The sequence below is a fragment of the Propioniciclava sp. LT294 genome (assembly GCF_059516005.1).
This window is the reverse complement of sequence record NZ_JCAKNG010000011.1, coordinates 48617-72509: the sequence shown is the minus strand read 5'-3', so window position 1 is coordinate 72509 and position 23893 is coordinate 48617. Positions and strand designations below refer to the sequence as shown.

General features: G+C 70.5%; 24 protein-coding genes and 1 pseudogene. 14 read left to right on the top strand and 11 right to left on the bottom strand.

Features of this window, described 5'->3' with window-relative positions; genetic code table 11:
* The first annotated feature begins 18 nt into the window (after window positions 1–18).
* Complete coding sequence (locus tag AC5YDA_RS12840; protein ID WP_496189586.1) at window positions 19–324, top strand: hypothetical protein; 306 nt, start codon at window positions 19–21, stop codon at window positions 322–324.
* Between the two features lie 121 nt (window positions 325–445).
* The gene (locus AC5YDA_RS12835) at window positions 446–1501 is read left to right on the top strand and encodes a zinc-dependent alcohol dehydrogenase family protein (protein ID WP_496189585.1); all 1056 of its coding nucleotides are present in this window, start codon (window positions 446–448) and stop codon (window positions 1499–1501) included.
* Between the two features lie 252 nt (window positions 1502–1753).
* On the opposite strand, the gene AC5YDA_RS12830 is transcribed toward AC5YDA_RS12835, so the two are convergent.
* A complete protein-coding gene (locus tag AC5YDA_RS12830; protein ID WP_496189584.1) occupies window positions 1754–2644 on the bottom strand; it encodes a pyruvate, water dikinase regulatory protein in 891 nt (296 codons plus the stop codon).
* Window positions 2645–2722: 78 nt separating this feature from the next.
* Here AC5YDA_RS12830 and AC5YDA_RS12825 point away from each other — a divergent pair, with 78 nt between their 5' ends.
* Both AC5YDA_RS12825 and AC5YDA_RS12820 read left to right on the top strand, forming a co-directional pair.
* Entirely contained in the window at window positions 2723–3022 is a 300-nt protein-coding gene (locus tag AC5YDA_RS12825; protein ID WP_496189583.1) for a YciI family protein, read from the top strand.
* A 6-nt stretch (window positions 3023–3028) separates the two neighbouring features.
* Window positions 3029–4270 (top strand): AGE family epimerase/isomerase, encoded by a 1242-nt coding sequence (locus tag AC5YDA_RS12820; RefSeq protein WP_496189582.1) that lies wholly within the window; start codon window positions 3029–3031, stop codon window positions 4268–4270.
* Here the strand turns inward: AC5YDA_RS12820 and AC5YDA_RS12815 are convergent.
* Window positions 4248–4415: a hypothetical protein gene (locus tag AC5YDA_RS12815; protein WP_496189581.1), complete on the bottom strand. Its 168-nt coding sequence runs from the start codon at window positions 4413–4415 to the stop codon at window positions 4248–4250. The two genes, AC5YDA_RS12820 and AC5YDA_RS12815, sit on opposite strands and share 23 nt — an antisense overlap.
* Before the next feature lie 77 nt (window positions 4416–4492).
* On the opposite strand from AC5YDA_RS12815, the gene AC5YDA_RS12810 reads away from it, so the two are divergent.
* Entirely contained in the window at window positions 4493–4840 is a 348-nt protein-coding gene (locus AC5YDA_RS12810) for a metallopeptidase family protein (RefSeq protein WP_496189607.1), read from the top strand.
* On the opposite strand, the gene AC5YDA_RS12805 is transcribed toward AC5YDA_RS12810, so the two are convergent.
* The 3 genes from AC5YDA_RS12805 to AC5YDA_RS12795 are packed head-to-tail and all read right to left on the bottom strand — an operon-like array spanning window position 4831 to window position 7616.
* On the bottom strand, window positions 4831–5988 hold the full coding sequence (locus AC5YDA_RS12805) for a cytochrome P450 (protein WP_496189580.1): 1158 nt from the start codon (window positions 5986–5988) through the stop codon (window positions 4831–4833). The two genes, AC5YDA_RS12810 and AC5YDA_RS12805, sit on opposite strands and share 10 nt — an antisense overlap.
* A gap of 24 nt (window positions 5989–6012) precedes the next feature.
* On the bottom strand, window positions 6013–6840 hold the full coding sequence (locus AC5YDA_RS12800) for an HAD hydrolase family protein (protein WP_496193044.1): 828 nt from the start codon (window positions 6838–6840) through the stop codon (window positions 6013–6015).
* Window positions 6837–7616 carry a hypothetical protein gene (locus tag AC5YDA_RS12795; protein WP_496189578.1) on the bottom strand — a complete coding sequence of 260 codons (780 nt, stop codon included), beginning with the start codon at window positions 7614–7616 and terminating at the stop codon, window positions 6837–6839. The genes AC5YDA_RS12800 and AC5YDA_RS12795 overlap by 4 nt, the downstream gene beginning before the upstream one ends.
* Window positions 7617–7738: 122 nt before the next feature.
* On the opposite strand from AC5YDA_RS12795, the pseudogene AC5YDA_RS12790 reads away from it, so the two are divergent.
* The 6 genes and pseudogenes from AC5YDA_RS12790 to AC5YDA_RS12765 form a co-directional block, all read left to right on the top strand.
* Window positions 7739–8767 (top strand): annotated as a pseudogene (locus tag AC5YDA_RS12790) (AAA family ATPase); the annotation flags it as partial.
* Between the two features lie 11 nt (window positions 8768–8778).
* Window positions 8779–9846 carry a DUF58 domain-containing protein gene (locus tag AC5YDA_RS12785; protein ID WP_496189577.1) on the top strand — a complete coding sequence of 356 codons (1068 nt, stop codon included), beginning with the start codon at window positions 8779–8781 and terminating at the stop codon, window positions 9844–9846.
* On the top strand, window positions 9843–10802 hold the full coding sequence (locus AC5YDA_RS12780) for a VWA domain-containing protein (protein WP_496189576.1): 960 nt from the start codon (window positions 9843–9845) through the stop codon (window positions 10800–10802). Before AC5YDA_RS12785 ends, AC5YDA_RS12780 begins: the two co-directional genes overlap by 4 nt.
* The gene (locus AC5YDA_RS12775) at window positions 10802–11764 is read left to right on the top strand and encodes a VWA domain-containing protein (RefSeq protein WP_496189575.1); all 963 of its coding nucleotides are present in this window, start codon (window positions 10802–10804) and stop codon (window positions 11762–11764) included. Before AC5YDA_RS12780 ends, AC5YDA_RS12775 begins: the two co-directional genes overlap by 1 nt.
* Window positions 11765–11963: 199 nt before the next feature.
* Window positions 11964–12713, top strand: a complete 750-nt coding sequence (locus AC5YDA_RS12770; RefSeq protein ID WP_496189574.1) for a DUF5134 domain-containing protein — start codon at window positions 11964–11966, stop codon at window positions 12711–12713.
* A 27-nt stretch (window positions 12714–12740) separates the two neighbouring features.
* A complete protein-coding gene (locus AC5YDA_RS12765; RefSeq protein ID WP_496189573.1) occupies window positions 12741–13430 on the top strand; it encodes a YggS family pyridoxal phosphate-dependent enzyme in 690 nt (229 codons plus the stop codon).
* 36 nt (window positions 13431–13466) lie between these two features.
* Here AC5YDA_RS12765 and AC5YDA_RS12760 read toward each other — a convergent pair whose 3' ends face one another.
* From AC5YDA_RS12760 to AC5YDA_RS12735, 6 genes are all read right to left on the bottom strand, one after another.
* The gene (locus tag AC5YDA_RS12760) at window positions 13467–14600 is read right to left on the bottom strand and encodes an ABC transporter ATP-binding protein (RefSeq protein WP_496189572.1); all 1134 of its coding nucleotides are present in this window, start codon (window positions 14598–14600) and stop codon (window positions 13467–13469) included.
* Between the two features lie 41 nt (window positions 14601–14641).
* Window positions 14642–15946: an ABC transporter substrate-binding protein gene (locus AC5YDA_RS12755; RefSeq protein ID WP_496189571.1), complete on the bottom strand. Its 1305-nt coding sequence runs from the start codon at window positions 15944–15946 to the stop codon at window positions 14642–14644.
* Window positions 15947–16014: 68 nt separating this feature from the next.
* On the bottom strand, window positions 16015–16932 hold the full coding sequence (locus tag AC5YDA_RS12750; RefSeq protein ID WP_496189570.1) for a carbohydrate ABC transporter permease: 918 nt from the start codon (window positions 16930–16932) through the stop codon (window positions 16015–16017).
* Window positions 16933–16936: 4 nt separating this feature from the next.
* The gene (locus AC5YDA_RS12745) at window positions 16937–17872 is read right to left on the bottom strand and encodes a carbohydrate ABC transporter permease (RefSeq protein ID WP_496189569.1); all 936 of its coding nucleotides are present in this window, start codon (window positions 17870–17872) and stop codon (window positions 16937–16939) included.
* 96 nt (window positions 17873–17968) lie between these two features.
* Window positions 17969–18655 (bottom strand): exonuclease domain-containing protein, encoded by a 687-nt coding sequence (locus AC5YDA_RS12740; RefSeq protein ID WP_496189568.1) that lies wholly within the window; start codon window positions 18653–18655, stop codon window positions 17969–17971.
* Window positions 18655–20535: a putative nucleotidyltransferase substrate binding domain-containing protein gene (locus AC5YDA_RS12735; RefSeq protein WP_496189567.1), complete on the bottom strand. Its 1881-nt coding sequence runs from the start codon at window positions 20533–20535 to the stop codon at window positions 18655–18657. The genes AC5YDA_RS12740 and AC5YDA_RS12735 overlap by 1 nt, the downstream gene beginning before the upstream one ends.
* Before the next feature lie 62 nt (window positions 20536–20597).
* Here AC5YDA_RS12735 and pyrG point away from each other — a divergent pair, with 62 nt between their 5' ends.
* The 3 genes from pyrG to AC5YDA_RS12720 are packed head-to-tail and all read left to right on the top strand — an operon-like array spanning window position 20598 to window position 23892.
* Window positions 20598–22250, top strand: a complete 1653-nt coding sequence (gene pyrG / locus AC5YDA_RS12730; RefSeq protein ID WP_496189566.1) for a CTP synthase — start codon at window positions 20598–20600, stop codon at window positions 22248–22250.
* A gap of 5 nt (window positions 22251–22255) precedes the next feature.
* Window positions 22256–22960: an NUDIX domain-containing protein gene (locus AC5YDA_RS12725; RefSeq protein WP_496189565.1), complete on the top strand. Its 705-nt coding sequence runs from the start codon at window positions 22256–22258 to the stop codon at window positions 22958–22960.
* A complete protein-coding gene (locus tag AC5YDA_RS12720) occupies window positions 22957–23892 on the top strand; it encodes a site-specific tyrosine recombinase XerD (RefSeq protein ID WP_496189564.1) in 936 nt (311 codons plus the stop codon). Before AC5YDA_RS12725 ends, AC5YDA_RS12720 begins: the two co-directional genes overlap by 4 nt.
* Window position 23893: the final 1 nt, after the last annotated feature.

The window sequence follows — 23893 nt, the reverse complement described above, 5'->3', positions numbered from 1 at the left end:
CCGGAGAAAGGCAACGACATGACAGCACCGCGGGACATCACGGACCTGTACCTCGCCCCGCTCGCGTTGGAACTGGACGATCGGCTCGAACAGTTGGCCGGCCTCTCGGTGGACGACTTGTTGTTCAAGGTCGCGCTGGACACCGGGAGAGAACCCCGAACCAACGATGAGCATCGGGAGGGGCTCTTGCGGGTCATCACCGACGGCTTGGACCTACACGGGTGGACCGTGCGCCTCACCCCCAGGGGAGTCCGGCTCGAGCACGGGGATCACTTCCTGGTCCTCGGTGTTGGGCGCGCTGTGCTGGATTTCATCGGCCAGTGACGGCGGCGCTTCTTCCACCCAATGTGCATCATCGGGTAGATGGATCCCGGGAGTTGGCGGTGGCAGCCTACATGCAGGCCCGTCGCGCTCCGTGACGCGGCCAGTCCCTCAAGGAGGCGGCATGAAGGCACTCGTGTATCACGGCCCGGGCAACAAGGCCTGGGAGGACGTCCCCGATCCGGTCATCAAGGAGCCGACGGACGTCATCATCAAGGTGGAGATGACCACCATCTGCGGCACGGACCTGCACATCATGAAGGGCGATGTGCCGGCCGTCACCGACGGGCGCATCCTCGGCCATGAAGGTGTCGGCACGATCACGGCGGTCGGCGACATGGTGAAGCAATGGCAGGTGGGCGACCGCGCCATCATCTCGTGCATCACGAACTGCGGGGCCTGTTCCTACTGCCGCAAGGGGCTGCCCAGCCACTGCCAGACGGTCGGCGGCATCGGCTGGATCTTCGGGCACCTCATCGACGGCACCCAAGCCGAGTACGTCCGGGTACCGTTCGCCGACTCGAGCCTCTATCGCCTCCCCGAGGGAGTGAGTGACGAGCAGGCCGTGTTCATCAGCGACATCCTGCCGACGGGCTACGAGATCGGCGTTCGTGACGGCGGGGTCAAGCCCGGGGACGTCGTCGCTGTGGTCGGCGCGGGCCCGGTGGGGCTCGCTGCGATCATGACAGCCGGGCTGCACGGGGCCTCCCGGGTCATCGCGATCGACCGTGACGCCAACCGACTCGACGCCGCCAAGCGCGACTTCGGCGCGACGCACTCCATCGATTCAGCGGCGGAAGACTGGCGCGACCAGGTGATGGCACTCACGCCGGACGGCCTCGGCGTGGACGTGGCCATCGAAGCCGTGGGAATCCCCGAGACGCTCCAGGCGTGCCTCGACGTGATCCGGCCCGGCGGGCAGGTGGCGAACATCGGCGTCCACGGTGCGCCGATCACGCTCGACATCAACAACAGGTGGATCCAGAACATCCGGATCTCGATGGGGCTGGTCAATGCGGTGACCGGCGACATGCTGCTGCGCATGGTGTCCGAGGGCAAGCTGCCCGCCGACAAGCTCGCCACGCACCGGTTCACGCTGGACCAGATCATGGAGGCCTACGAGGTGTTCGGCGCCGCGGCGAAGAACAAGGCGCTCAAGGTGGTGATCTCCGCGACCTGATCGTGCGGGACGCCGACTGCCCCGGCCGGACCGTGGTGTCTGGCCGGGGCCATCGCTTCGCCCACCCGTGAAGTCGGGCCCGAGCTGCCGGCTTCACGGGCATCCCCGCACCTCTTCCTCGACCCAGCCTCCTCGCTGACGGTGGGGGTGGGCCGAAGTGCTGGGGTGGAGGAACGTCGTTCGGCTGGTCCTCCTCAAGCCTGCGGGATCCGCGCCCCGAAGACCACGGACCCACGTCCCCTGTCGGCCGGGTCAGCGGGCCGGCAGGTCACTGGTCACGTTCACCTTGCGCAGGTGGCCACCGAACTTGGCTGCCCTCAACTCGACGAGGTCGGCCACACGGGCCGCGGATTCCTCGATGGCCATGCCGGTGGTGTTGAGCATCGGACACCCGAGCTTGCGCAGGATGGCGTGCACCGCGTCCAGTTCGTCGTAGATCTTGGCGATGTTGGAGTAGCCGTCCTTCATGTGGCTCACGCCCAAGCCCTTGACGCGCTCCGAGCGGATCTGCTGGAGCTTGTCGGCGTCCAGCGTCAGCCCGACGATCCGCCACTTGTCGACCGCGTACAGCTCCTCGGGCGGGGCGATGCCCGGGATGAGGGGCACGTTGACCACCTTGAAGCCCATGTAGCCCAGGAAGATCGACAGGGGGGTCTTCCCCGAGCGGGAGGGACCGACGAGGCAGATGTCGCAGTCGGCGAGGGCGGCCGGAACGGCGCCGTCGTCATGGCGGACGGCGAAGTCGATGGCGGCGATGCGTGAGAAGTAGTCGGCCTCCACGCCGACCGGGCGCAGGGGTACCTCGTCCGGGCTGGTGCCGCTGATCGTGGCCAGTGCGCGCATGGCGTCCGTCATCAGGTCCGCACACGGGAGGTCGAGTTCGGCGCAGGCGGTCTTGACGATCCCGGCGAGCTCGGAGTCCACCATGGTGAACAGGACCGCGATCGGACGGTCCGCGCGCTCCTTGACCCGGTCGAGGGCGGTCATGAGCGCCGCGGTGGTCGTGATCCGGCGGTGGCGGACCAGACGGAAGCGCACGTCGGGGAACTGCGCCACAGCGGCACGGGCGAGCCGTGCCCCCGACTCGCCCGTCGAGTCGGCGAGGAGGTGGATCTCGAGGGGTTCGGCGCTGCTGGTGTCCATGTCGGCAAGCCTAGGGGCGCCGACGGTCCTTGGCCGGGGGACCGCCGGCGGGGGCCCTCCTCACCCTAGGATCGGAGCATGCCCTTCCTGATCGTTGCCACCGACCGTCCCGACAGCATGGCCCTGCGCCAGCAGGTCCGCCCCGACCACCTCGCCCACCTCGAGGCGAACGCCGACAAGCTGGTGCTCGCCGGGGCCCGGTGGAGCGACGACGGCCAGACGTGCCTCGGCAGCGTCCTCGTCGTGGACGTCGAGACCCGCGAGGAGGCCGAGGCCTTCGCGGCGGCCGACCCCTACGCCACGGCGGGCCTCTTCGCCCACGTCGAGGTCACGGCCTATCGGGTGGCCTTCCTCGACAAGACGAACCGACTGGCCTGACCGCCCATGTCAGCCCGGTGGGTCGACCAGCCGGACCACGTCCGCTGGTTGCAGGACCAGTTCGCCCGGCAGCTGGCCTTCGGCCGGCACTTCCCCCACCCCGGCGGCGGCGCCTGGTACCTGGGGGCGGACGGTCGGCCGGACCGCTCGCGCCCTGTCCAGACGTGGATCACGGCCCGGATGCTGCACGTCTACTCGCTGGGGCATCTGGCGGGTGTCCCGGGCTGCGCACCCCTGGCGGAGGCGGCCCTGGCCGGACTCACGGGACCGCTCCACGACAGCGAGCACGGTGGTTGGTACGCCTCCGTCGGTCCCGCCGCGGGGCTGCGGGACGGCACCAAAGCCGCCTACGCGCACGCCTTCGTGGTGTTCGGCGCCTCGTCGGCGACGGTCGCGGGCCTTCCCGGCGCGCGGGCGCTCCTGACCGATGCCCTGGACGTCCTCGACCGGCGCTTCTGGGAGGCGGGCCCGGGCCTGCACAAGGATTCGGCCCCGGCGGACTGGGCGTCGTTCTCGGACTATCGCGGTGTGAACGCGAACATGCACGCGGTCGAGGCGCTGCTGTCGGCGTCCGACACCACGGGCGAGCGGGAGTGGCTCGACCGGGCCCGCCGCATCACCGAGACGGTGCTCGGCTGGGCCGCGGACAACGACTGGCGCATCCCCGAACACTTCGACCCCGACTGGCGGCCCCTGCTGGAGCACCACCGCGAACGGCCGGACCATCCGTTCGAACCCTACGGGGCGACCGTGGGACACGGCCTGGAGTGGGCGCGGCTGGTCCTCCACGTGCGGGCGGCACTGGGGGACGGCGCGCCGAGTGCCCTGCTCGAGGGGGCACGCCACCTGTTCGATCGCGCGGTCACGGACGGTTGGCACGCCGACGGTGCCGACGGGTTCGTCTACACGACCGACTGGTCGGGGAAGCCGGTCGTCGGCCAGCGCATGCACTGGGTTGCGGCCGAGGCGATCTCGGCAGCGGCCGCCCTCGCCACCGCGACCGGTGAGGGCGTGTACGAGGACTGGTACCGGCGCGTCTGGGACTACGCCCAACGCCGTCTCGTCCAGCCCGACGGATCCTGGTTGCACGAACTGGACAGCGGGAACCGGCCCGCCGACACGGTGTGGCCGGGGCGTCCAGATCTCTACCACACGGTGCACGCCGTGCTGTTGCAGCGACTGCCGCTGGCCCCCAGCGCGCCCACGGCCCTCGCGCGAGGGCTGACTACGCGGCGGGACCGGGCGTGACCCCGCCCGGGTTCACGTCACCCTCGGCGGGTTCCTCCGCGTGCGGCAGGCTCGCCGTCGCGACACCCGGATCGGTGTCACCCTCGGCCGGCTCCTGAGCGTGGTGACGCAGAGGATCCATGTCGTCGATGTCCTCGGAGCTCATGATGGGCCTCCTCCTCGTTGACGTGGTGCCATTGTCCTCCCAGTCGGCCGGTGCTGGCTAGGGTGGCCCCCGTGGCGATGGAGATGGCGGCGGACGCGTTCGAGGAACTGGTCAACGACGCGCTCGACACCGTCCCCGAGGAACTGTTCGCGCTGCTGGACAACTGCATCATCGTCATCGAGGACGATGCGCCCGAGGACGACCCGGAGCTGCTCGGCCTCTACGAGGGCATCCCGTTGACGGAGCGCGACTCGCACTACAGCGGCGTCCTGCCGGACCAGATCCGCATCTTCCGCAACCCCACCCTGGCGATCTGTGACACCGAGGACGACGTCGTGGACGAGGTGCACATCACGGTCGTCCACGAGATCGCGCACTACTTCGGCATCGACGACGACCGCCTCCACGACCTCGGCTACGGGTAGGCGATCAGCACCACCGGCACCCGCGCGTAGCCGCCGACCGGTGCCACCTCGCGCACCGGCTCCTCTCCCTCGGGGAAGCCGATCCACCGGGTGGCGGACAGCGCCTCCTGGACCGCGATGCGCAACTCCATCGTGGCCAACGGACGCCCCGGGCACACGTGCGGACCCACCCCGTAGACGAGGTTGTGCTGCGCGTTGGCGTCGGGAGCGAAGGCGTCGGGGTCGGTGAAGACCTCGGCGTCCCGGTTGGCCGACGTCCAGTGGAGCTTCACCCGCGCCCCCGCGGGCAGGTCGACACCGCCGATGTGCACCGGGCAGGTGGTCACGCGGCGGTTGGACAGGAACGGGTCGTCGATGCGCAGCACCTCATCGATCGCGGCGTCGAGTTCGGCCTCCGACACGCCCGAACGGAGGTGACGCTGGAGGTCCTCGTTCCCGGCGAGGAAGGCGAAGAGCACCCCCACGCACAGGGCGATCGAGCCGAGGTCGCCGCCCGTCCAGTTGCGCAGCACCGAGACGATCTCCTCGTCGGTGAAGGGACGCCCGTCGACGGTGTCGCGCATCAACCGCGTGGTGAGGTCGTCGGGCGCGTCGTCACCGGCAGCCCTCCTGGGGGCCAGGATCGAGCGGATGATCGCATCGAAGTCGGAGGCCACCACGGCCGTGCGTGACCGGTCGCCCGAGCGGGTGGCGTCGTAGTTCTGGGCCATCCAGGCCAGGAGGTGCGGCTCGTGGTCGGCGGGCCAGCCCAGCCAGGCGCTCTGCGCGCGGACGGCGAACACGGCGCCGATGTCGTGCACCGCGTCCAGGGACTCGCCGCGCGGCAGTCCGGCGAAGAGGTCACGGGCGATCGATCGGAAGGCACCGGCGTACGGCGCCAGTTCCCCCTCGGAGAAGTAGCGGTCCAGGCTCTGGCGCGCCGCGCGGTGGGCGTCGCCGTCCAGACCGTTGGGGACGTGCACGTGCTGAGACACGGCACTGCTGAACCGTTGCGCGTCCAGGGCGGCCTCGGTGACGTCGGCGTGCCGCAGCAGCACCCACTCGCCGCGGGTGTTGCGGACGACGCGATGGTGGGGGCGCAGTTCGTCCGTGTAGGCGCGGAGGTCGCGGCCGGCGGGGTCGAGATCGTCCGGGATGTGGTCCGTCATGGGTCCCATCCTGCCCGTCGTGGCCTACCCCCGCAGGAGTCGGCGCACCTGGGCGCCGACGCCTCCCTCGGCGTTGGACCCGATGACCGGGAAGCGTTCCCTCAGCAGGGGATGACCGTTCGCCATGACGAAGGGGTGGCCCGCGTACTCGAGCATCGCCAGGTCGTTGGGCATGTCGCCGAAGGCGGCCACCTGGGCCGGGGTGATGCCGCGGGCGTCGGCCAGCTCGGCGATCGTGGCCGCCTTCGAGATGCCGGCAGCGCTCATCTCGAGCAGCGCCCGCCGCCCGCCGGTGACCGCGTGCGTCACCTCGGCGCGTCCCGCCACGACCGCGGACGCCGCGGCCACCAGTTCGTCAGGGTCGGCGTCAGGGTGCAGGGCGAGGAACTTCACGACGTCGCCGGCGCCGTCCAGCAGGCCGGGCCAGGATCCGCGTCGGGTCACGGCTGCCTCGTCCGCCACCCGACCGCCGTGGGGGACATGGAGGGTCCACCGATCCTCGGCCGAGAAGCGGTGCCCTTCCTCCAGGGCGAAGAGGAGGTCGGGCAGGGCGCCGAGCAGGTCGGCACCCAGCGTGCGGATGAGCGGGCGGGGCAGGGCGTGGCTCAGCACCACCTCGTCGCGGTGCAGGTCGTAGACGACCGCGCCGTTGCTGGCGACCACGAGGGGGTCGGCGTCGGCGATGGGGTCGAGGACGTCCAGCCAGCGCAACGGGCGCCCCGTGGCGACCACGAGCACGATGCCGGCGGCGGAGGCCTCCCGCAGGGCGTCCGCCTCTGCCTCGGGGATGCGGCCGGACGGGTCGAGCAGCGTGCCGTCGAGGTCGGTGGCGATGAGGCGGATGTCGATCACAGGCGGCGGTCCGGCGTGGGGGAGGACTGGGCCGTCTCCCCGGGGGTGGACCCGGGCGACGGCGAGCCCGTCTCCGGGGACGGCGAGGCCGAATCGGGCGGCGGGGAGGCCGAACCGGACGCCGAGGTCGGGACCGGCGGTGGAGGCGACTGGGGAGGCGTGGCCTGGAAGATCAGGATCGCCAGCAGCACCGCCAAGGCCATCAGCAGCATCATGATGAGCCAGGAGATGAGGATCGACAGCCACCCCGTCCGGGTCATCCGCCCGGGCCAGGGCAGCGGCCACGTCCGGGTGGACCCGGGAGTGACCTTGTCGATCCAGGGAAGCTCGTAGTCGGGGCCGGACGGGGTCCCCTGGGGAGACAGCCAGCTCAGGTCCACCTCGGCCAGGATCCGGTGCGCCTCGTCCACGGCCGCCGTGCTGCCGTCCCAGGCCAACGCGACCCAGGGCGCCCGGGGTGTGGCATCGGGAACCGGCGGGGAGTCGCCCGGCTCGACGTGGCGGTGCCCGAGGCGTCCCTCGGACTGGCCGCGCCCCCCGCGGGCCAGGACGGTGTCGATGTGCATCTTGTCGACGGTGCCCGCGAGCCGGTCGACGGCCGCGGCGTCCGCGCTCGCACCCTCGCTGAGCATCACGAGCATGGCGTGTCCGCCCGCCTCGGAGTGGGCGGTGTAGGCGACGCCGGACGGCGTGGCCACCAGGCGCGCGTCGAGCCACCAGTCACCCACGCGCGGCGGGTCGACCGCCAGGAGCGGGAACAACAGTGGCTCGGTCATCGCCCCCATTGTGCCCGATCGCCCCGATGGGCCCCCAGCCTCGACCGGGTAAGGTTTTCGGAGTCCGACACCATGAGGAGACAACGCGCGTGACAACCCCTGCCCAGACCACCGCCACGCGCGAGGCCGCGGACATCCTCGGCGAGGCCATCGCCGAGGTCCAGTCCGTCATCGTCGGCCAGGAGCACATGGTCGAGCAGTTGATGGTCGGACTGCTGGCCAAGGGCCACGTCCTGCTCGAGGGTGTCCCCGGCACCGCGAAGACGCTCGCCGTGCGCACGTTCGCGCAGGTGGTCGGTGGTGACTTCGCCCGCATCCAGTTCACGCCCGACCTCGTGCCGTCCGACATCGTCGGGACGCGCATCTACTCCGCCCAGCAGGAGAAGTTCGACGTGAGCCTCGGCCCGGTCTTCGTGAACTTCGTGCTCGCCGACGAGATCAACCGCGCGCCCGCCAAGGTGCAGTCGGCGATGCTGGAGTTGATGGCCGAGAAGCAGGTCTCCATCGGTGGCAAGACCTTCCCGGTGCCGCAGCCGTTCATCGTCATCGCCACCCAGAACCCCATCGAGTCCGAGGGTGTGTACCCGCTGCCCGAGGCGCAGCGCGACCGCTTCCTGCTCAAGGTCGACGTGCCGTATCCCCGGGGCAACGAGGAGTTCGAGATCCTGCGCCGCATGTCGGTGCGGCCGCCCGAGGCGCGCAACATCCTGGACCCGGCGCGCGTCAAGGCGCTGCAGGACCAGGCCAGCAACGTCTTCGTCCACAACCTCGTCGCCGAGTACGTCGTCCGCCTCGTCCTCGCGACCCGGACGCCCGCCGAGTTCGGCATGCCCGACCTGGCGCACGTGATCCAGATCGGCGCCTCCTCGCGCGCGACGCTGGGCCTCGTGGCGGCCGCGCGCGCCCTGGCGATGATCCACGGGCGCGACTACGTGCTTCCCACCGACGTGCAGGCCGTGGCCCGCGACGTCATGGCGCACCGCCTGGTGCTCGGCTTCGATGCGATCGCGGACAACGTCTCGCCGGCGCAGGTCGTGGAGCGGATCGTCGCGATGGTCCCGGCCCCGACGCCCGTCTGGAGCGAGCGGCAACGCGCCCAGGCGCGCGAGGAGCATCGGTACGAGCCGCGCCCCGAGCCCGGGGCGCACTAGGCGCGGATCCCATGGCCTCGAACGAGCTCGGGCAGCGGGAGCCCCCCGGCTTCACGCCACCCCCCGAAGACCTGGGGGCCGTGGCGTCCGTGCTGCGCGAGCCGACGAGCGCGACGCTGCCACTGGGCAAGCTCGCGCCCGAGCAGGCGCTCAGGCGCCTCGAGCTGACGATCGTCCGGCGCATGGAGGGGTTCCTGCAGGGCGACCACCGCGGGCTGTTGCCCGGCCCCGGCTCGGAGACCAACGACGCCCGCGTGTACGTGCCCGGCGACGACGTCCGGAAGATGGACTGGGCGGTCACCGCCCGCACCCGGACGCCGCACGTCCGCGACACGATCGCCGACCGCGAGCTCGACGTGTGGACGTTGCTGGACGTGACGCCTTCGATGAACTGGGGCACCGAGGGCGTCACCAAGCGCGACCTCGGCATCGCCGCGATCGCGACGATCGGTTTCCTCGGCCAACAGCAGGGTGACCGCTTCGGTGGCCTCATCATGCGACCCGACACAATGGTGCGCATCCCCGCGCGCTCGGGTCGCATGGCGCTGTACTCCCTGCTGAACCGCATGTTGTCGGAGCCGATCGTCCACGACCGCAGCGAGGGTCCCTACACGCTGGCCAAGGGCATCGACCAGCTCGCCCGCACCCAGCGCAGGCGCGGTCTCCGCGTGGTCGTGTCGGACTTCCTCTCCCCGGGGGACACCGAGCTGGATCCCGACGTCGCGCCCGACTGGGAGCGCGCCCTGCGCCGGCTCGCGGTGCGCAACCAGGTCATCTGCGTCGAGGTCGTCGATCGGCGTGAGCTCGAGTTCCCCGACGTGGGCGACATCCTCATCCGCGATCCGGAGTCGGAGTTCGCCCGCTACGTCAACACCTCGGACGCGGCGGCTCGCGCTCGCTTCAACGCGGCCGCGTCGGCCCAGCGTGAGCGCATCCGCATCGCCCTGCGCCGGGCGGGCGTCGGGCACATCCAACTCAGGACCGATCGTGACTGGGTGCAGGACATCGCCCGGTTCGTCCTGGCCTACCGGCGCGTCGCCGCGCAACTCCACCGACCGCCCCAGGGAGTGACCAGGTGAACCTGTCGGAGACGTTCCTCCAGCCCGAGCGGCTGTGGTGGCTGCTCGTCGTGCCCGTCCTGGTCATCGCCTACATCTGGGCGACCCGGCGCAAGAGCCGTCGGGGCATGCGGTTCACCAACACCGCCGTGCTGGGTCGTGTCGTGCGCCAACAGTCGCAATGGCGACGCCACCTCGCGGTCGCGTTGTCGTTGGCGTCCCTCGTCACGCTCGTGCTCGCCTGGTCGCGCCCCAACGGCGTCGAGAAGATGCCGCGTGAGCGGGCGACCGTGGTGCTCGTCATCGACGTGTCGCGCTCCATGGCCGCGACGGACGTCGCGCCGTCCCGGCTGGAGGCCGCCCAGCGGCTCTCGAAGGAGTTCCTGTCGGAGTTGCCCGCGCAGTACAACGTCGCCGTGGTGAGCCTGTCGGGCAACCCCGCCACCCGCTTGGGCCCGACCACGGACCGTGTGTTCGCCCATCGGGCCATCGACGCCCTGTCGCTGCAGGACTTCACCGCGATCGGCGACGCCCTCCACGTGGCCCTGAGCGCGATCCAGATGGCGCCTCGGGGCGACGACGGGTCGACCGCCCCGGGCGCGATCGTGCTGCTGTCGGACGGCATGAACACGACCGGCCGCTCGCCCATCCAAGGCGCCGCGGCCGCTCGGGACGCCGGTGTGCCCGTCCACACGATCGCCTACGGCACGGAGAACGGTTCGGTGGATCTCGACGGCAAGCGCGAACGCGTGCCCCCGGACCGTGAGCTGATGGCCGAACTCGCGAAGGTGTCGGGCGGGAGCACCTTCTCCGCCGAGTCGGCCGCCGACCTCAGCCGGGTCTACCAGGACATCGGGTCGGAGGTCGGTTACGAGGAGGTCACGAAGGAGACCACCGCGACCTGGGCGGGCTACGGCCTGGTCTTCGCGGTGCTGGCCGCCCTGGCCGCCGTCTCCCTGGGGGCGAGGTGGCCGTGATGATCCCGTTGATCGCCTTCTTCCACCCGGAGCGCCTGTGGCTGCTGGCGGTGGTGCCCCTCCTGCTGCTGCTCTACGCCGGCCTGCTGGCGCGGAACCGCTCACGGTCGCGTCAGGTCGGCATCGACAACCTCTCCAAGGTGATGCCGAAGCAGGCCGCGTGGAAGCGGCACATCGCCGTGGTGGCGGCGGTCGGCAGTCTCGCCGCGCTGGTCGTCGCGTTCGCCCAGCCGAAGGACGCCGTGGACGTGCCGCGCGAGCGCGCGACCGTGGTGCTCGCGATCGACGTGTCCCGCTCCATGGAGGCCACCGACGTCGACCCGAACCGCCTGGAGGCGGCCAAGGTGGCCGCATCCGGTTTCGTGGACCTCTTGCCACGCGGGTTCAACACGTCGCTGGTCGCCTTCGCGGGGTCGTCCTCGATCATCACCCCGCCGACGCAGGACCGGGGCCTGGTCAAGCGCGCCATCGAGAACCTCCAGCTGGCGCCGTCCACCGCCATCGGCGAGGGCATCTACTCCTCGCTCGACGCGCTGCAGCTGGTACCGCCGGACCCGCTCAGGCCCGACGAGCCGACCCCGGGCGCCATCGTCCTGTTGTCCGACGGCTACACCAACATCGGCCGGTCCTCGATGGTCGCCGCGCGCGACGCCAAGGAGGCCGGCATCCCCGTCTACACGATCGCCTACGGCACGCCGAACGGGTTCGTGGTCAGCAACGGGCGACGGGAACCCGTTCCCGTCAATCCGGTCGAGCTGAACACGGTGGCCCGGGAGTCGGGCGGGGAGGCCTTCCAGGCCGGCTCGCGCAACGAGCTCGAGCGCGTCTACGCCTCGATCGCGCGTTCGGTCGGCTTCGAGAAGGTCGACCAGGAGGTCACCGAGCTGTACGCCGGCATCGCCCTGGGCTTCGCCGTGCTCGCCTCGTTCGCCGTGCTGTCGCTGGCCGCGCGCTGGCCGTAGGTCGTCCACGGGACGGCGGGGTTGCCGCCGGACACCCCCCAAGGTCTAGCGTGGTGACACCGGCCGCCAGTGCACGATGCCCGAGCGGTCAGGTCCCCTCGGACGCCCGTCCCTGCCCGGCCGTGTCACGCCACACGCGCTCCGGACCCGATCGGGCGGGGGAGAGATCCCTGACATTCGTCTGAAGAAGGGATTCGTCGTGTTCACCTTCGACTCGACGCCGGTGAAGTTCGTCGGCCTGTTCATCATGTTCCTGTTCACCACGGCCTGGGGGCTGTGGGAGCTCACCCGTCCGGCTGAGCGCCGGACCCGCATCTCCGGCATCCTCCACCTGTGGATGTCTGTCGTCATGCTCCTGATGGTCTCCCGGGGCCTCTGGCAGCCGTTCGTCAAGGTCATCCCCCTGCCGGTCCTCACCGCCACCCAGGCGCTGTCGGCGGTGTGGTTCCTGTGGCAGGCCCGGAGGGCGGGCGCCGACCGCCCGCTGGTGCGCCATCACCTCGGCCACGCCGCGATGTTCGGCGCGATGACCTGGCACCTCGCCGCCATGGGTGTGAAGATGCCTCACATGGGCCCCGACATGAGGGCCTGGGTCGCACAGGAGAGCGCCGTCGGCGGGGCCCTGTGGACCTTCGCGCTGGTCGGCGTGCCCTTCATGCTGTGGCTGCTGTACGCGGGGATCCGCTCCCTGGCCGAGGCCATCGCCCCGGCTGGGGCTTCCGTCCTCGTTCGCGACGGCAGCGCCGCCCCGATCGCCGTGGGCGCCGGACCCGCGGTGCGGGTGGAACCCGCGGTCGAGGTCGCCGGGTGTCACGCCCCGCGGGTCGTCGGGACGCCCCAGCAGCGCCTGGGGAGGCTGCACGACGCCGCCATGAACCTCGGCATGTTCTGGATGTCGACGGGCCTGGTGGTCCCGCTGTTGCCGTTCATGGCTGCCCTGGCCTTCTGACGTGCCCGGGCGTGGTGAGATGGGACGGTGACGATCGCCGACCGCCTCACCACTGCCCGTTCCCGGATCGATGCCGCCTGCGCGCGGGTGGGGCGTGATCCCGGCGAGGTCGAACTGCTGCCGGTCAGCAAGACGCACCCGAGTGAGGACGTCCGCGAGGCGCACGCGTGGGGGGCGGTGCGCTTCGGTGAGAGCCGCCCGCAGGAGCTGGAGGCCAAGGCGTCCGCGTTGGCCGACCTCGGGGTGGGCTGGGTCTTCATCGGGCACCTGCAATCCAACAAGGCCAAGGTCGTCGCCGACCTGGCCGTCGAGTTCCAAGCCCTGGATTCGCTGAAGTTGGCCGAGGTCCTCGACCGCCGCATGCAGGTGCTGGGGCGCAGGCTCCCCGTCCTGGTGCAGGTGAACTCCTCGGGGGAGGGGACCAAGTTCGGTTTCACCCCGGACGAGGTCCCCGGTACCGTGCGTGAGCTGCTCGCCCTGGACGGCCTCGACGTGCGTGGCCTGATGACGCTGGCCGCGAACACCGACGACCAGGGCGTCGTCCGGGCTTGTTTCACGACCATGACAGATCTGCGATCCCGCCTGCGCGACGAGCACGGTGGCGGCTTCGACTCGCTCAGCATGGGCATGTCGGGCGACTACGAGCTCGCCGTGGAGTGCGGCTCGACGTGTGTCCGGCTGGGGACCACGATCTTCGGGCCGCGCCCGTACGCCTGAGCGCCCATCGCCGTTCGGGCAGCTCTCGGCGGTGCGTCAGCCGGCGAGGTAGGCCAGGTTGACCTCCGACTCGGGGTGGAAGAAGTTCGCCTCTCCCGTGCGGGGGCGCACGTGGAGCAACTCGTCGGTCTCGTGGCGGGTTCGCTTGTCGGTGCGGATCACGACGCGACGGCCGCGGACCGACACCGGCGAGTCCGCGGTCATCACCGGAGCGCAGTGCAGGAACAGCTCCGCCCCGAGGTTCTCGATCAGCTCGACCTGCAGCGGCAGGGTCCCCTCCGGACGCGCCGCGCCCGAGCCGGCGATCTCCCAGTTCTCGGGGCGGATGCCCACCACCACCCGATCGCCGACGCGGGAGGCCAGCTCGCGCGGCAGCCCCAGATCGGTGGCGTGCCCCTCGCCGACGACGGCGTGTCCGTCCACGACCGAGATGCCGTCCAGCAACGAGATCGCGGGGGAGCCGATGAAGCCGGCGACGAACGTGTTGATCGGCTTCTCGTACAGCGTGGTGGGGGAGTCCACCTGCTGCAGGACGCCGTCCTTCAGCACGCAGACCCGGTCGCCCATCGTCATCGCCTCGGTCTGGTCGTGGGTGACGTAGACCGTGGTGACGCCGAGCTCGCGCTGCAGGTGGGCGATCTGTGAACGGGTCGACACGCGCAGCTTGGCGTCCAGGTTGGACAGCGGTTCGTCCATGCAGAACACCTTCGGGTCGCGGACGATCGCCCGGCCCATGGCCACGCGCTGGCGCTGGCCGCCCGACATGGCGCCGGGCTTGGAGTCGAGCAGGTCCTCCAGTTCGAGCATGGCCGCGGCCCTGGCGACCTTCTCGGCGATGGTCGCCTTGGCGACCTTCGCGTTCTCGAGGGCGAACGCCATGTTCTGGCGCGCCGTCATGTTCGGGTAGAGGGCGTAGCTCTGGAACACCATGGCGGTGTCGCGTGACCGGGCCGGCGTGTCGCTGACGTCGACGCCGTCGATGAGGATCGAGCCCTCATCCACCGGCTCCAAGCCGGCGAGCATCCGCAGGGTCGTCGACTTGCCGCACCCCGACGGACCGACGAGGACGAGGAACTCGCCGTCGCCGATGGTCAGCGACACGCGGTTCACCGCCGGAGGCCGCTTGGGGTCGTAGATGCGCGAGGCCTGCCGGAACTCGACGGTCGCCATGGTGTTCCTCCTGAGCTGCGTGGGTGGTCAGGTGACCGGGGTCACTTCTTCAACTTGGGCGTGATGTCGCGGTCGATGACCTTCTGGGTCTCCTCCTGCAGTGCGGTGAACACCGCGGTCACGTCCTGGCCGCCGACCGTGATCTTGTCCAGCGCGCCCCCGATGCGGGCGCCCCCGCCGGGCACGAACACACGGGCTGCGTCCTGCGGCGCGGTGTTCTCGTCCAGTTGCTTGATCGCGGTCAGGGCGTTGGGGTTCTTCTCCAGATACGCCTTCTCGGTCGGGTCGTCCACGGCGTCGGAGCGGACGGGCATGTAGCCGGTCGCCTGCGTGAACGTGATCGTGTTGGCCGTGTTGGTGAGGAAGTCGACGAACTTGACCGCCTTGAGCTGCCGCTCCTTGCTGATGCCCGCGGGGATCGCCAGGCCCGCGCCGCCGGTGCAGGCCCCGGGCCTGGGGCCGGGCAGGTAGGTGGTGATGAACGGGAACGTCGCCGCCTTGGTCAAGCCGCCCAGGGAGCCGGTCGACTGCAGCAGGCCGGCGGAACCACCGATGCCGAAGGTGTTGTTGGCGTCCTTGGCGATGCCGATGTGGCCCAGTTCGTACTGCTCGGCGAGGAACTCCCCGGCCTTGATCGAGCCGGGGTCGGTGAACGTGGGCTGCCAGCCGTCGGAGTACCTCCCGCCGAAGGTCCAGATCATGCCCTGGAAGTACCAGTCCAGGTAGTTGCTGCCGTCGGGGATCATCAGGACCGGCTTGTCGCCGAGGGCCGGCTTGAGCTTGGTCGCCCACTCGGCGAACTCGTCCCACGACTCGGGGCCGCGGTCGGTCGGCAGGCCGGCCGCCGCCAGCATGTCGGTGTTCCAGTACATGAGGGTGGTCGAGCGGGCGTACGGCATGCCGTAGTGCTGGCCGTCATAGGCGTAGTCCTCGCGGAGGGTGTCGACATACGTGTCGGCCTTGACGCCGGCCTCCTTCCAGAGGTCGTCCAGGGCGGCGGTGGCGCCGTTGAGCGCGAAGTTGAACCAGGTGACGTCGGAGGCGACGATCACATCGGGGAGTTGGCCGCCGGCCAGGGCCGCGTTGAACTTCTGGCCGAGTTCCTCGTAGTTCGCACCGCCGTCGATCAGCTCGACCCGGGAGTCGGGGTTGGCCGCGTTCCAGGCGTCGATGATCGTCTGCTCGACCTCCTTGGAGGAGCCGGGGTGGTTGGACCAGAACTGCAGCGGGCCGGTGGAGCCCTGCTGCGCGGCAGCGGGAGCGGTGCCGGGGCCCGCGCAGCCGGCCAGGGCGGCGGCCGCGATCCCGGCCCCGGTCAGGCCGAGGAAGGCGCGTCGGTTCAGCATGGTGTTTCCCTTCTGAGGTGGTGTGGTGCAGGTCGGACGCCACGGCGTCCGGTTCGGTGTGCTGCCGGTCAGCCCTTCACGGCGCCGGCGGTGAGGCCCTTGATCATCCGCTTCTGGAGGATCAGGAAGATGACGAGGATGGGCAGGACGGTGAGGACCGTGCCGGCCATGACGGGGCCCCAGTTGGTGAGGCCCTCGTTCTGCTGCAGGCGGGTCAGGCCGACGGGGAGCGGCATGACGGCGTCCGTGTCGGACATCAGGAACGACCATTGGTACTGGTTCCACTCGGTCACGATCGTGATGAGGGTGAACGCGATGACCGTCGGCCACGACATGGGCAGCACCACCCGGAACAGCGTCCGGAAGAAGCTGGTGCCGTCGAGCCGGGCCGCCTCCATGATCTCCTTCGGCAGGCTCAGGAAGTGGTTGCGCATCAGGAAGCAGCCGAACGCGACGCCCGCCAGCGGCACGATGATGCCCTGGAAGGTGTTGCGCCAGCCCAGGTTCGCCACCAGCGAGTAGTTGCTGATGATCGTGATCTGGTTCGGCACCATGAGGGCGGCGATGACGACCAGGAACAGCGTGTTGCGCAGCGGGAAGCGCAAGAAGGCGAACGCGTAGGCCGAGAGCACGCCCAGCGCGACCTCCAGCAGCGTCAGCACGCCGGTGATGATGATCGAGTTGCGCAGGTAGGTGAGGAACGGCACCTTCTCCATCAGGTACGCGTAGTTCTCGGGCGCGAACGGGGTCGGCCACCACGTCACCGGGTCGGAGTAGATGTCCGGGTGCGTCTTCACCGACGTCACGAGGATGAAGTAGATCGGCACCGCGATGATGGCGACGGTCACCGCCAGGGCGAGGTAGCCGGCGACCTGCGCCCCGGCCGACTTCCGGGAGGGGTTCATGCGGCGGGACGGGCCCTCGGAGGCGGCCTCCGGGGTCGGTGGGGTCACGGGGGTCGCCACGGGTGCGGTCTCGGTGCTCATGGCCTCAGTCCTGCCTGTCCTGGAACTTGACCTGGACGAGCGTGACCACGAGCACGACCAAGAACATGATCGAGGCGACCGTGGCGCCGTACCCGGCCCGGGCGTTGGTGAAGGTCTCCTGGTACACCTGATAGACCATCGTCGTCGTCCCGATCCCGAGCGGGCCACCGTTGGTCATGGCCTGGATGATGTCGAACACCTGGAAGCTCGAGAGCAGCACGGTGACCGACAGGAAGAACGTCGTCGGGCGCAGCTGCGGCAGCGTCACCCGGAACAAGCGGCGCACGGCCGACGTGCCGTCGATCTCGGCGGCCTCGTCGAGGTCCTTGCGGCGGCCCTGGAGGGCTGCCAGGTAGATGACGAAGACGTAGCCGAGGTTCTTCCAGATGTAGGTGACCGTCACCATGAACAGTGCCCAGCCGGGGACCTGGTAGAAGTTGGGGGCGGCGAGGCCGAACCGGTCCAGGACGTCCTGCACCAGACCGAAGCTCGGGTCGAACACGAACTGGAACGCCACACCGATGGCAGCCCCGGAGATGACGTACGGCATGAACACCAGCGAGCGGACGGTGCCCCGCCCGAACAGCTTCTGGTCGAGCAGCAGCGCCAGGGCCAGGCCCAGGACCATCGACCCGACGACCGCCGCCACCGTGAAGATGACGGTGTTCAGCACGATCGTGCCGGTGTCGGACGAGGTGAACCACTCGACGTAGTTGCCCAGGCCGATGAAGCGCGCACTCGGCGAGCTGATGTTCCAGTCGTAGAGGGAGAACCGGAAGTTGTCGAGCAGCGGCCGGTAGGTGAACACCGCCAACAGCGCAAGGTTGGGGGCGACCAGCGCCAGCGCCAGCGCGATCTCGCGCCAGCTCCAGCCCTGCTTGCGCCGTGGCGGCCCGGGGGTGGGGGCGATGGCGTCCGCCGTCGACGTGGATGTGGTCACGTGCGCCGAAGGTAGTCAGGGCGTGTGACCGGTGTCCGTGGGTTGGGTTACGGGCCGGCGAACGCCAGGGAACCAGTTCCCTGCTCGATCACCCGGTCAGGCACTCAGGGTGGCCAGGGTCTGGGGTCGCTCCAGTGACGCCTCGGCGACGTGCCCCAGGTACAGCTCTGCGCACGCGATGGCGTCCGTGAGGGCGCTGTGGGCCGGGTAGCGGGGGAGCCCGTAGCGCGTGCGGGCGTTCCACAGGCGCAGTTCTCCCGCGCGCGCCTCGTCGTCGAAGCCGCGGTTGATGAACCGGTCGTGCAGCACGAGGGTGTCCACGACGGGGGTGACCAACGGTGCCCCGTACAGCCGCTCGCACAGGAGGGACAGGAATCGGGTCTCGATCGTGGCGAAGTGGGCCAGCATGGCGCGGCCCGCCAGCGCCTCCAGCACCTGCGCGACGGCGTCGGCGACCGGGGTCCCCGCCGCGACCTGGTCGTCGGTGATGCCATGGAACACCGCCGACTGGCCGACCTCGGCGCCCGCCGCCAGCACGAGGTGGCCCGCCCCCGCCAACGTGATCGTGTCCCCGTCGACCGGCACCCAGCCGACGCTGAGCACCGTGTCCCTCCGGGGGTCGAGGCCGGTGGTCTCGACGTCGAGCGCCAGGAGGCGCAGGTGGGACGCCGGCGTCGTCCGCGGCTGCACCGGCACGCGGTAGAACGCCGCCAGCGGTCCGGACGCCCGTGCCGCGGCGCGGGCGCGGCGCCGCTCCACCGACAAGCTGAACAGCCCGGACATCACGAGGTGACGTCGGTGCGGTACGTGAACGCGAGCGCCTTCTGCATCGATCGGATGATCGTGAAGGCCTCCCGCAGGTGACGCCGTTCGAACGAGCTGAGCGCCGCCGGCAACACGTGGTTGTCCGGGACGTCACCGTCCTTCAGTTGGCGGACCTGGTGGTGGAGGCGCACGTAGTTGATGAACTCGAAGGCGTCGGCGAGGTCGTCCGCCTTGTCCGCCGAGAGGGCGCCGGACTTCGCGGCCTGCCGGAGGCGGTCGTGCGTGTTGAGGTCGGTGTCGCCCTTGGCGAGGGCGAACAGCCGCGCCATCTGGACGATCGGCGCGATGCCGCCCGCCTTGATGTCGAGGGTGTTGGCGTGCTCACCCGAGTCGGCCAGGACGAAGTCGCGGAAGAACCCGATCGGCGGCTCGAAGCGCTGCGCCTGCTTGGCCAGGTGGGCCAGGAAGCGGCTCGCCTGGGGGGCGCGCTGCACCACCGCCGCCTGCAGCGTTTCGTACAGCCGCTGGTCCCCGTGGACCGGGCGCATGTCGAAGAAGGTCTGAGCGTTGAGCAGGGCGTCCGGCTGGGGAGCGTTGATCCACCCGGCGAAGTGGGATCCCCAGGTGGAGCGACGCACACGCCACTGCGGGTTGGTCGCCATCATCCCGCCGGGACACCGCTCGAAGCCACACTGCTCGAGCCCGTCCACGACCCGGTCGGCCAGCTGGGCGAACCACTCCATCTGCTCGTCGGTGGCGGAGTCATCGATGATGATCGCGTTGTCCTGGTCGGACTGGAGGCCGGCCTCCAGGCGGCCCTGCGAACCGAGGGCGACCCAGCAGTACGCCACCGGGGCCGGGCCGAGTTCGGCCTCGGTGATCTCGATGAGCTTGCGGGTGAGGGCATCGGTGATCGCGGTCACCACGCGCGCGACGTCCTCGGCTGTGGCGTCCTGGCCGACGGCGTGCATCACCACCTGCGGGATGCGCCGGGCGCACTTGACGAGGCCCGCGACGTCCGTCCTGTTCTCGACCTCCCCGACGAGGTAGCTCGGGTTGGCCTGCTCGAGCCGCATGAGGTCACCGGAGGAGACCATGCCCAGCAGCCGTCCGCCCTCCACGACGGGCAGGTGGTGCCAGCCGCGGCGGGCCAGCAGGACGAGGACCTCGAACGCGAGGGTGTCGGGGTGGATGGTGACCGGGTCGGGGGTCATCACCGTGCCCACCGGGTCGTCGATCGGACGCCCCTGGGCGATGACCTTCCCGCGCAGGTCGCGGTCGGTGAGGATGCCGACCAGCCGGCCGGGCGGGTCACCGTCGGCGGGTTCGGTCACCAGCAGCGCCGAGACCCGGTGCTCGGTCATCGATTCGGCGGCCTCGCGGATCGTGTGGTTCGGACTGATGGTGACCGGGGCCCGGCGGATGATCTCGCTCGCCCGCGTTCGCAGGATCGCCGAGCCGGCTCCCTCGGCGTGGGTGGCCTCGACGGCATGACGCAGGCGGCCCGCCTGCCGCCGCAGGTAGAAGTCGGCGAACTCACGGTGCTCGCCCATGAGGGCGTGGAAGACGTCACTGGGGAGCAGCAGGCAGAGCGAGTCCTCGTGCGCGCGCAGCGTGTAGAGGCTGGGGTCCCCCGACAGAACCGACGAGACGCCGAAGCTGCCACCGGGGTCGTTGCGTTCCACGAGGGCGCCCTGGGCGTCGATGATGTCGACCGCGCCCGAGCGGAGGATGAACAGGTGGTCGTTGCGCTGCCCCAGGCTCACCACGGGAGTCCCGCGGCGGTAGTACCTGACCGTCAGCTGCCCGGGCAGCTCATCGAGCACCGCCGGCGGCAGCGTGTCGAAGGGTTCGTGCCCCGCCAGGAAGTCCCGGATTTCGGCCAGTTCGACGTCCATGACCTGATCGAACCGGAGGTGGGGTGAAAAATCCACCCCGCGCGCACGTATGCTGGAGGTCCGTGGGCAACGCGAAGCAAACCAAGCACATCTTCGTCACCGGAGGAGTCGCCTCCTCGCTCGGCAAGGGCCTGACGGCGTCCAGCCTCGGCTCCCTGCTCGTCGCGCGAGGGCTGCGCGTCACGATGCAGAAGCTCGACCCGTACCTCAACGTCGATCCCGGCACCATGAACCCGTTCCAGCACGGCGAGGTGTTCGTGACCGAGGACGGTGCCGAGACCGACCTCGACATCGGCCACTACGAACGGTTCCTCGACGTCGACCTGACCGGCGACGCCAACGTCACCACCGGCAAGGTCTACTCGCTCGTCATCGCCAAGGAGCGCCGCGGCGACTACCTCGGTGACACCGTCCAGGTCATTCCGCACATCACCAACCAGATCCGCGACGACATGCGGGCGATGGCCGGTGAGGACACCGACGTGGTCATCCACGAGATCGGCGGCACCGTGGGCGACATCGAGTCGCTGCCGTTCCTCGAGGCCGCGCGTCAGGTGCGCCGCGAGGTGGGCCGGGAGAACTGCTTCTTCCTGCACGTCTCCCTCGTGCCGTACATCGGGCCGTCCGGCGAGCTGAAGACCAAGCCCACCCAGCACTCGGTCGCGGCCCTGCGCCAGGTCGGCATCACCCCGGACGCCGTCGTGGCCCGCTGTGTCCGCGAGGTGCCGCCCCCCATCAAGCGCAAGATCGCCCTCATGTGCGACGTGGACGAGGAAGCGGTCGTCTCGTGCCCGGACGCCTCGTCCATCTACGAGATCCCGACCGTGTTGTTCAACGAGGGGCTGGACGCCTACGTCGTCCGCCGCCTGGGGGTGAAGTTCCGCGACGTCGACTGGCGCCGCTGGGACGACCTGTTGCAGCGCGTCCGTCACCCGCGTGAGGAGGTGACGATCGCGTTGGTGGGCAAGTACGTCGAGCTGCCGGACGCCTACCTGTCCGTCACGGAGGCGCTCCGGGCCGGGGCGTTCCACAACTGGGCCAAGGCCGAGATCCGCTGGGTGCCCTCCGACGAGTGCGCCGTCCCCGAGGGGGCGGCCCGACACCTGCGCGACGTGGACGCCGTCGTCGTGCCGGGTGGGTTCGGTATCCGGGGGGTGGAGGGCAAGCTCGGCGCGCTCACGTTCGCGCGCGAGAACCGGATCCCCACGCTGGGCCTGTGCCTGGGCCTGCAGTGCATGGTGATGGAGGCCGCACGCAACCTGGCCGGCCTGCCGGGGGCGGCCTCCACCGAGTTCGACCCCCGCACCGAGCACCCGGTCATCTCCACGATGGCGGAGCAGCAGGCGTTCGTGGAGGGGGGCGGTGACCTGGGCGGCACGATGCGGCTGGGGTCCTACCCGGCCGTGCTGCGCGAGGGGTCGCTGGTCGCCGAGGCGTACGGCACCACGGAGGTCGCCGAGCGTCACCGCCACCGTTACGAGGTCAACAACGCCTATCGCGACCGCATCGAGCAGGCGGGGCTGGCGATCACCGGCACGTCGCCGGACGGCACGCTGGTCGAGTTCGTCGAACTCGACCGTGAGCGGCACCCCTTCTACGTGGCCACCCAAGCCCACCCGGAGCTGAAGTCGCGCCCGACCAAGGCGCACCCGCTGTTCGCGGCGCTCGTGTCGGCCGCGATCGAGTACCGGCGCAGCCAGCGCCTGGTGGGATGAGCAGGATGTCCACCCTGCGCGTCCTGACCGGTGACGAGGTCACCGACGAGCCCCTGTCCTGGCCGGTACGGTCCCACACGTTGCTGGGCGGCGGCATCGTCTCCGACTTCGTCCGCGACGAAGTCCTGACCCCGGCGGGTGAGCTGATGAAGCGCGACTACCTGGTGCACCCGGGCGCGGTCGGCATCATCGCCCTGGACGATGCCGAGCGCGTCGTCGTGGTCCGGCAGCTCCGGCACCCGGTCGGGTACCGTCTCATCGAGCCGCCGGCGGGGCTCATCGACGCGGGAGAGGCGTCCTGGCTGGCCACCGCACAGCGCGAACTGGCCGAGGAGGTCGAGCTGGCGGCGTCCGACTGGCGGATCCTGGTCGACTACATGACGTCGCCCGGTTGCCTGCAGGAGACCCTGCGGGTCTTCCTCGCCCGCGGTCTCACGCACGTGGGGCGTCCGGAAGGCTTCACCGTGGAGCACGAGGAGGCCGACATGGAGGTGTGCCTGATCGCCCTGGACGAGCTCGTGGAGGCGATCTACGACGGCCGCATCCAGAACCCGACGATGGTCGTCGGCGCGCTCGCCGCCCACGGCGCGCTGCGCACCGGCAGGGTGGACGCGCTCCGTCCCGCCGACAGCCCGTGGCCGGCACGGGAGGCGAAGGAGTCCCGCGACGCCCGGATCCACGCCCTCGGCGGACAGACGCGGCCGCGTTGAGCGGACTCGAGCGGGCCGTGGCCGCCTACCTGGACCACCTCGAGGCCGAGGTGGGGGCGTCCGTGCACACCGTGTCCGGCTACCGGCGCGACCTCGCCCGGTACGTGACGTTCCTGGGCAGTGAGGGCGTGGACTCGGTGCCCGACGTCCGCGCCGACCACGTGCGGGCCTTCGCCGAGTGGCTGCGGGCCGGGGGAGCGGATCGGCGGGCCCTGGCGGCGTCCAGCGTGGCGAGAGCGGTGGCGGCGGTGCGGGGGTTCCACGCGTTCGCCGTGCGGGACGGCGACGCGGTCGACAACCCGGCCGCCGGGGTCTCCCCGCCCCAGCAGGGCAAGCGCCTGCCCAAGGCGTTGTCGGTCGACCAGGTGCAGGCCCTGCTGGACGTCCCGGACCGCACGACGCCCGCCGGGCTGCGTGACGCCCTGGTGCTCGAACTGCTCTACGGGACCGGGGCCCGTGTCTCCGAGGTCTGCGCGCTGGACGTGGACGACGTGTCAGCCCAGCTGGACGACCCCGACCTCGGCCTGCGCCTGTTCGGCAAGGGACGCAAGGAGCGGATCGTGCCGCTGGGCTCGTACGCCAGGACGGCGATCGGCGAGTGGCTGGTGCGCGGGCGCCCGACCTACATCGCCAGGGCGGCGAGGCCCGGCCCGGCGCTCCTGCTGAACGCGCGCGGCGGACGGCTCTCGCGGCAGTCGGCGTTCAACATCCTCACCGCGTGCGCGGAGGGCGCGCACCTCGGGGTGCCGGTGAGCCCGCACACGCTGCGGCACTCGTTCGCCACGCACCTCCTCGACGGCGGTGCGGACGTCCGGGTGGTCCAGGAACTCCTGGGCCACGCCTCGGTGACCACCACGCAGATCTACACGCTCGTGACCGTCGAGCACCTGCGAGAGGTCTTCCTCAGCTCACACCCGCGCGCGCGAGGCTGAA

Coding starts and splice junctions, on each gene's coding strand:
- AC5YDA_RS12840 (WP_496189586.1), top strand. CDS start 19: ATGACAGCACCGCGGGACATCACGGACCTGTACCTCGCCCCGCTCGCG.
- AC5YDA_RS12835 (WP_496189585.1), top strand. CDS start 446: ATGAAGGCACTCGTGTATCACGGCCCGGGCAACAAGGCCTGGGAGGAC.
- AC5YDA_RS12830 (WP_496189584.1), bottom strand. CDS start 2,644: ATGGACACCAGCAGCGCCGAACCCCTCGAGATCCACCTCCTCGCCGAC.
- AC5YDA_RS12825 (WP_496189583.1), top strand. CDS start 2,723: ATGCCCTTCCTGATCGTTGCCACCGACCGTCCCGACAGCATGGCCCTG.
- AC5YDA_RS12820 (WP_496189582.1), top strand. CDS start 3,029: ATGTCAGCCCGGTGGGTCGACCAGCCGGACCACGTCCGCTGGTTGCAG.
- AC5YDA_RS12815 (WP_496189581.1), bottom strand. CDS start 4,415: ATGAGCTCCGAGGACATCGACGACATGGATCCTCTGCGTCACCACGCT.
- AC5YDA_RS12810 (WP_496189607.1), top strand. CDS start 4,493: ATGGAGATGGCGGCGGACGCGTTCGAGGAACTGGTCAACGACGCGCTC.
- AC5YDA_RS12805 (WP_496189580.1), bottom strand. CDS start 5,988: ATGACGGACCACATCCCGGACGATCTCGACCCCGCCGGCCGCGACCTC.
- AC5YDA_RS12795 (WP_496189578.1), bottom strand. CDS start 7,616: ATGACCGAGCCACTGTTGTTCCCGCTCCTGGCGGTCGACCCGCCGCGC.
- AC5YDA_RS12785 (WP_496189577.1), top strand. CDS start 8,779: ATGGCCTCGAACGAGCTCGGGCAGCGGGAGCCCCCCGGCTTCACGCCA.
- AC5YDA_RS12775 (WP_496189575.1), top strand. CDS start 10,802: ATGATCCCGTTGATCGCCTTCTTCCACCCGGAGCGCCTGTGGCTGCTG.
- AC5YDA_RS12760 (WP_496189572.1), bottom strand. CDS start 14,600: ATGGCGACCGTCGAGTTCCGGCAGGCCTCGCGCATCTACGACCCCAAG.
- AC5YDA_RS12755 (WP_496189571.1), bottom strand. CDS start 15,946: ATGCTGAACCGACGCGCCTTCCTCGGCCTGACCGGGGCCGGGATCGCG.
- AC5YDA_RS12750 (WP_496189570.1), bottom strand. CDS start 16,932: ATGAGCACCGAGACCGCACCCGTGGCGACCCCCGTGACCCCACCGACC.
- AC5YDA_RS12740 (WP_496189568.1), bottom strand. CDS start 18,655: ATGTCCGGGCTGTTCAGCTTGTCGGTGGAGCGGCGCCGCGCCCGCGCC.
- AC5YDA_RS12735 (WP_496189567.1), bottom strand. CDS start 20,535: ATGGACGTCGAACTGGCCGAAATCCGGGACTTCCTGGCGGGGCACGAA.
- AC5YDA_RS12725 (WP_496189565.1), top strand. CDS start 22,256: ATGTCCACCCTGCGCGTCCTGACCGGTGACGAGGTCACCGACGAGCCC.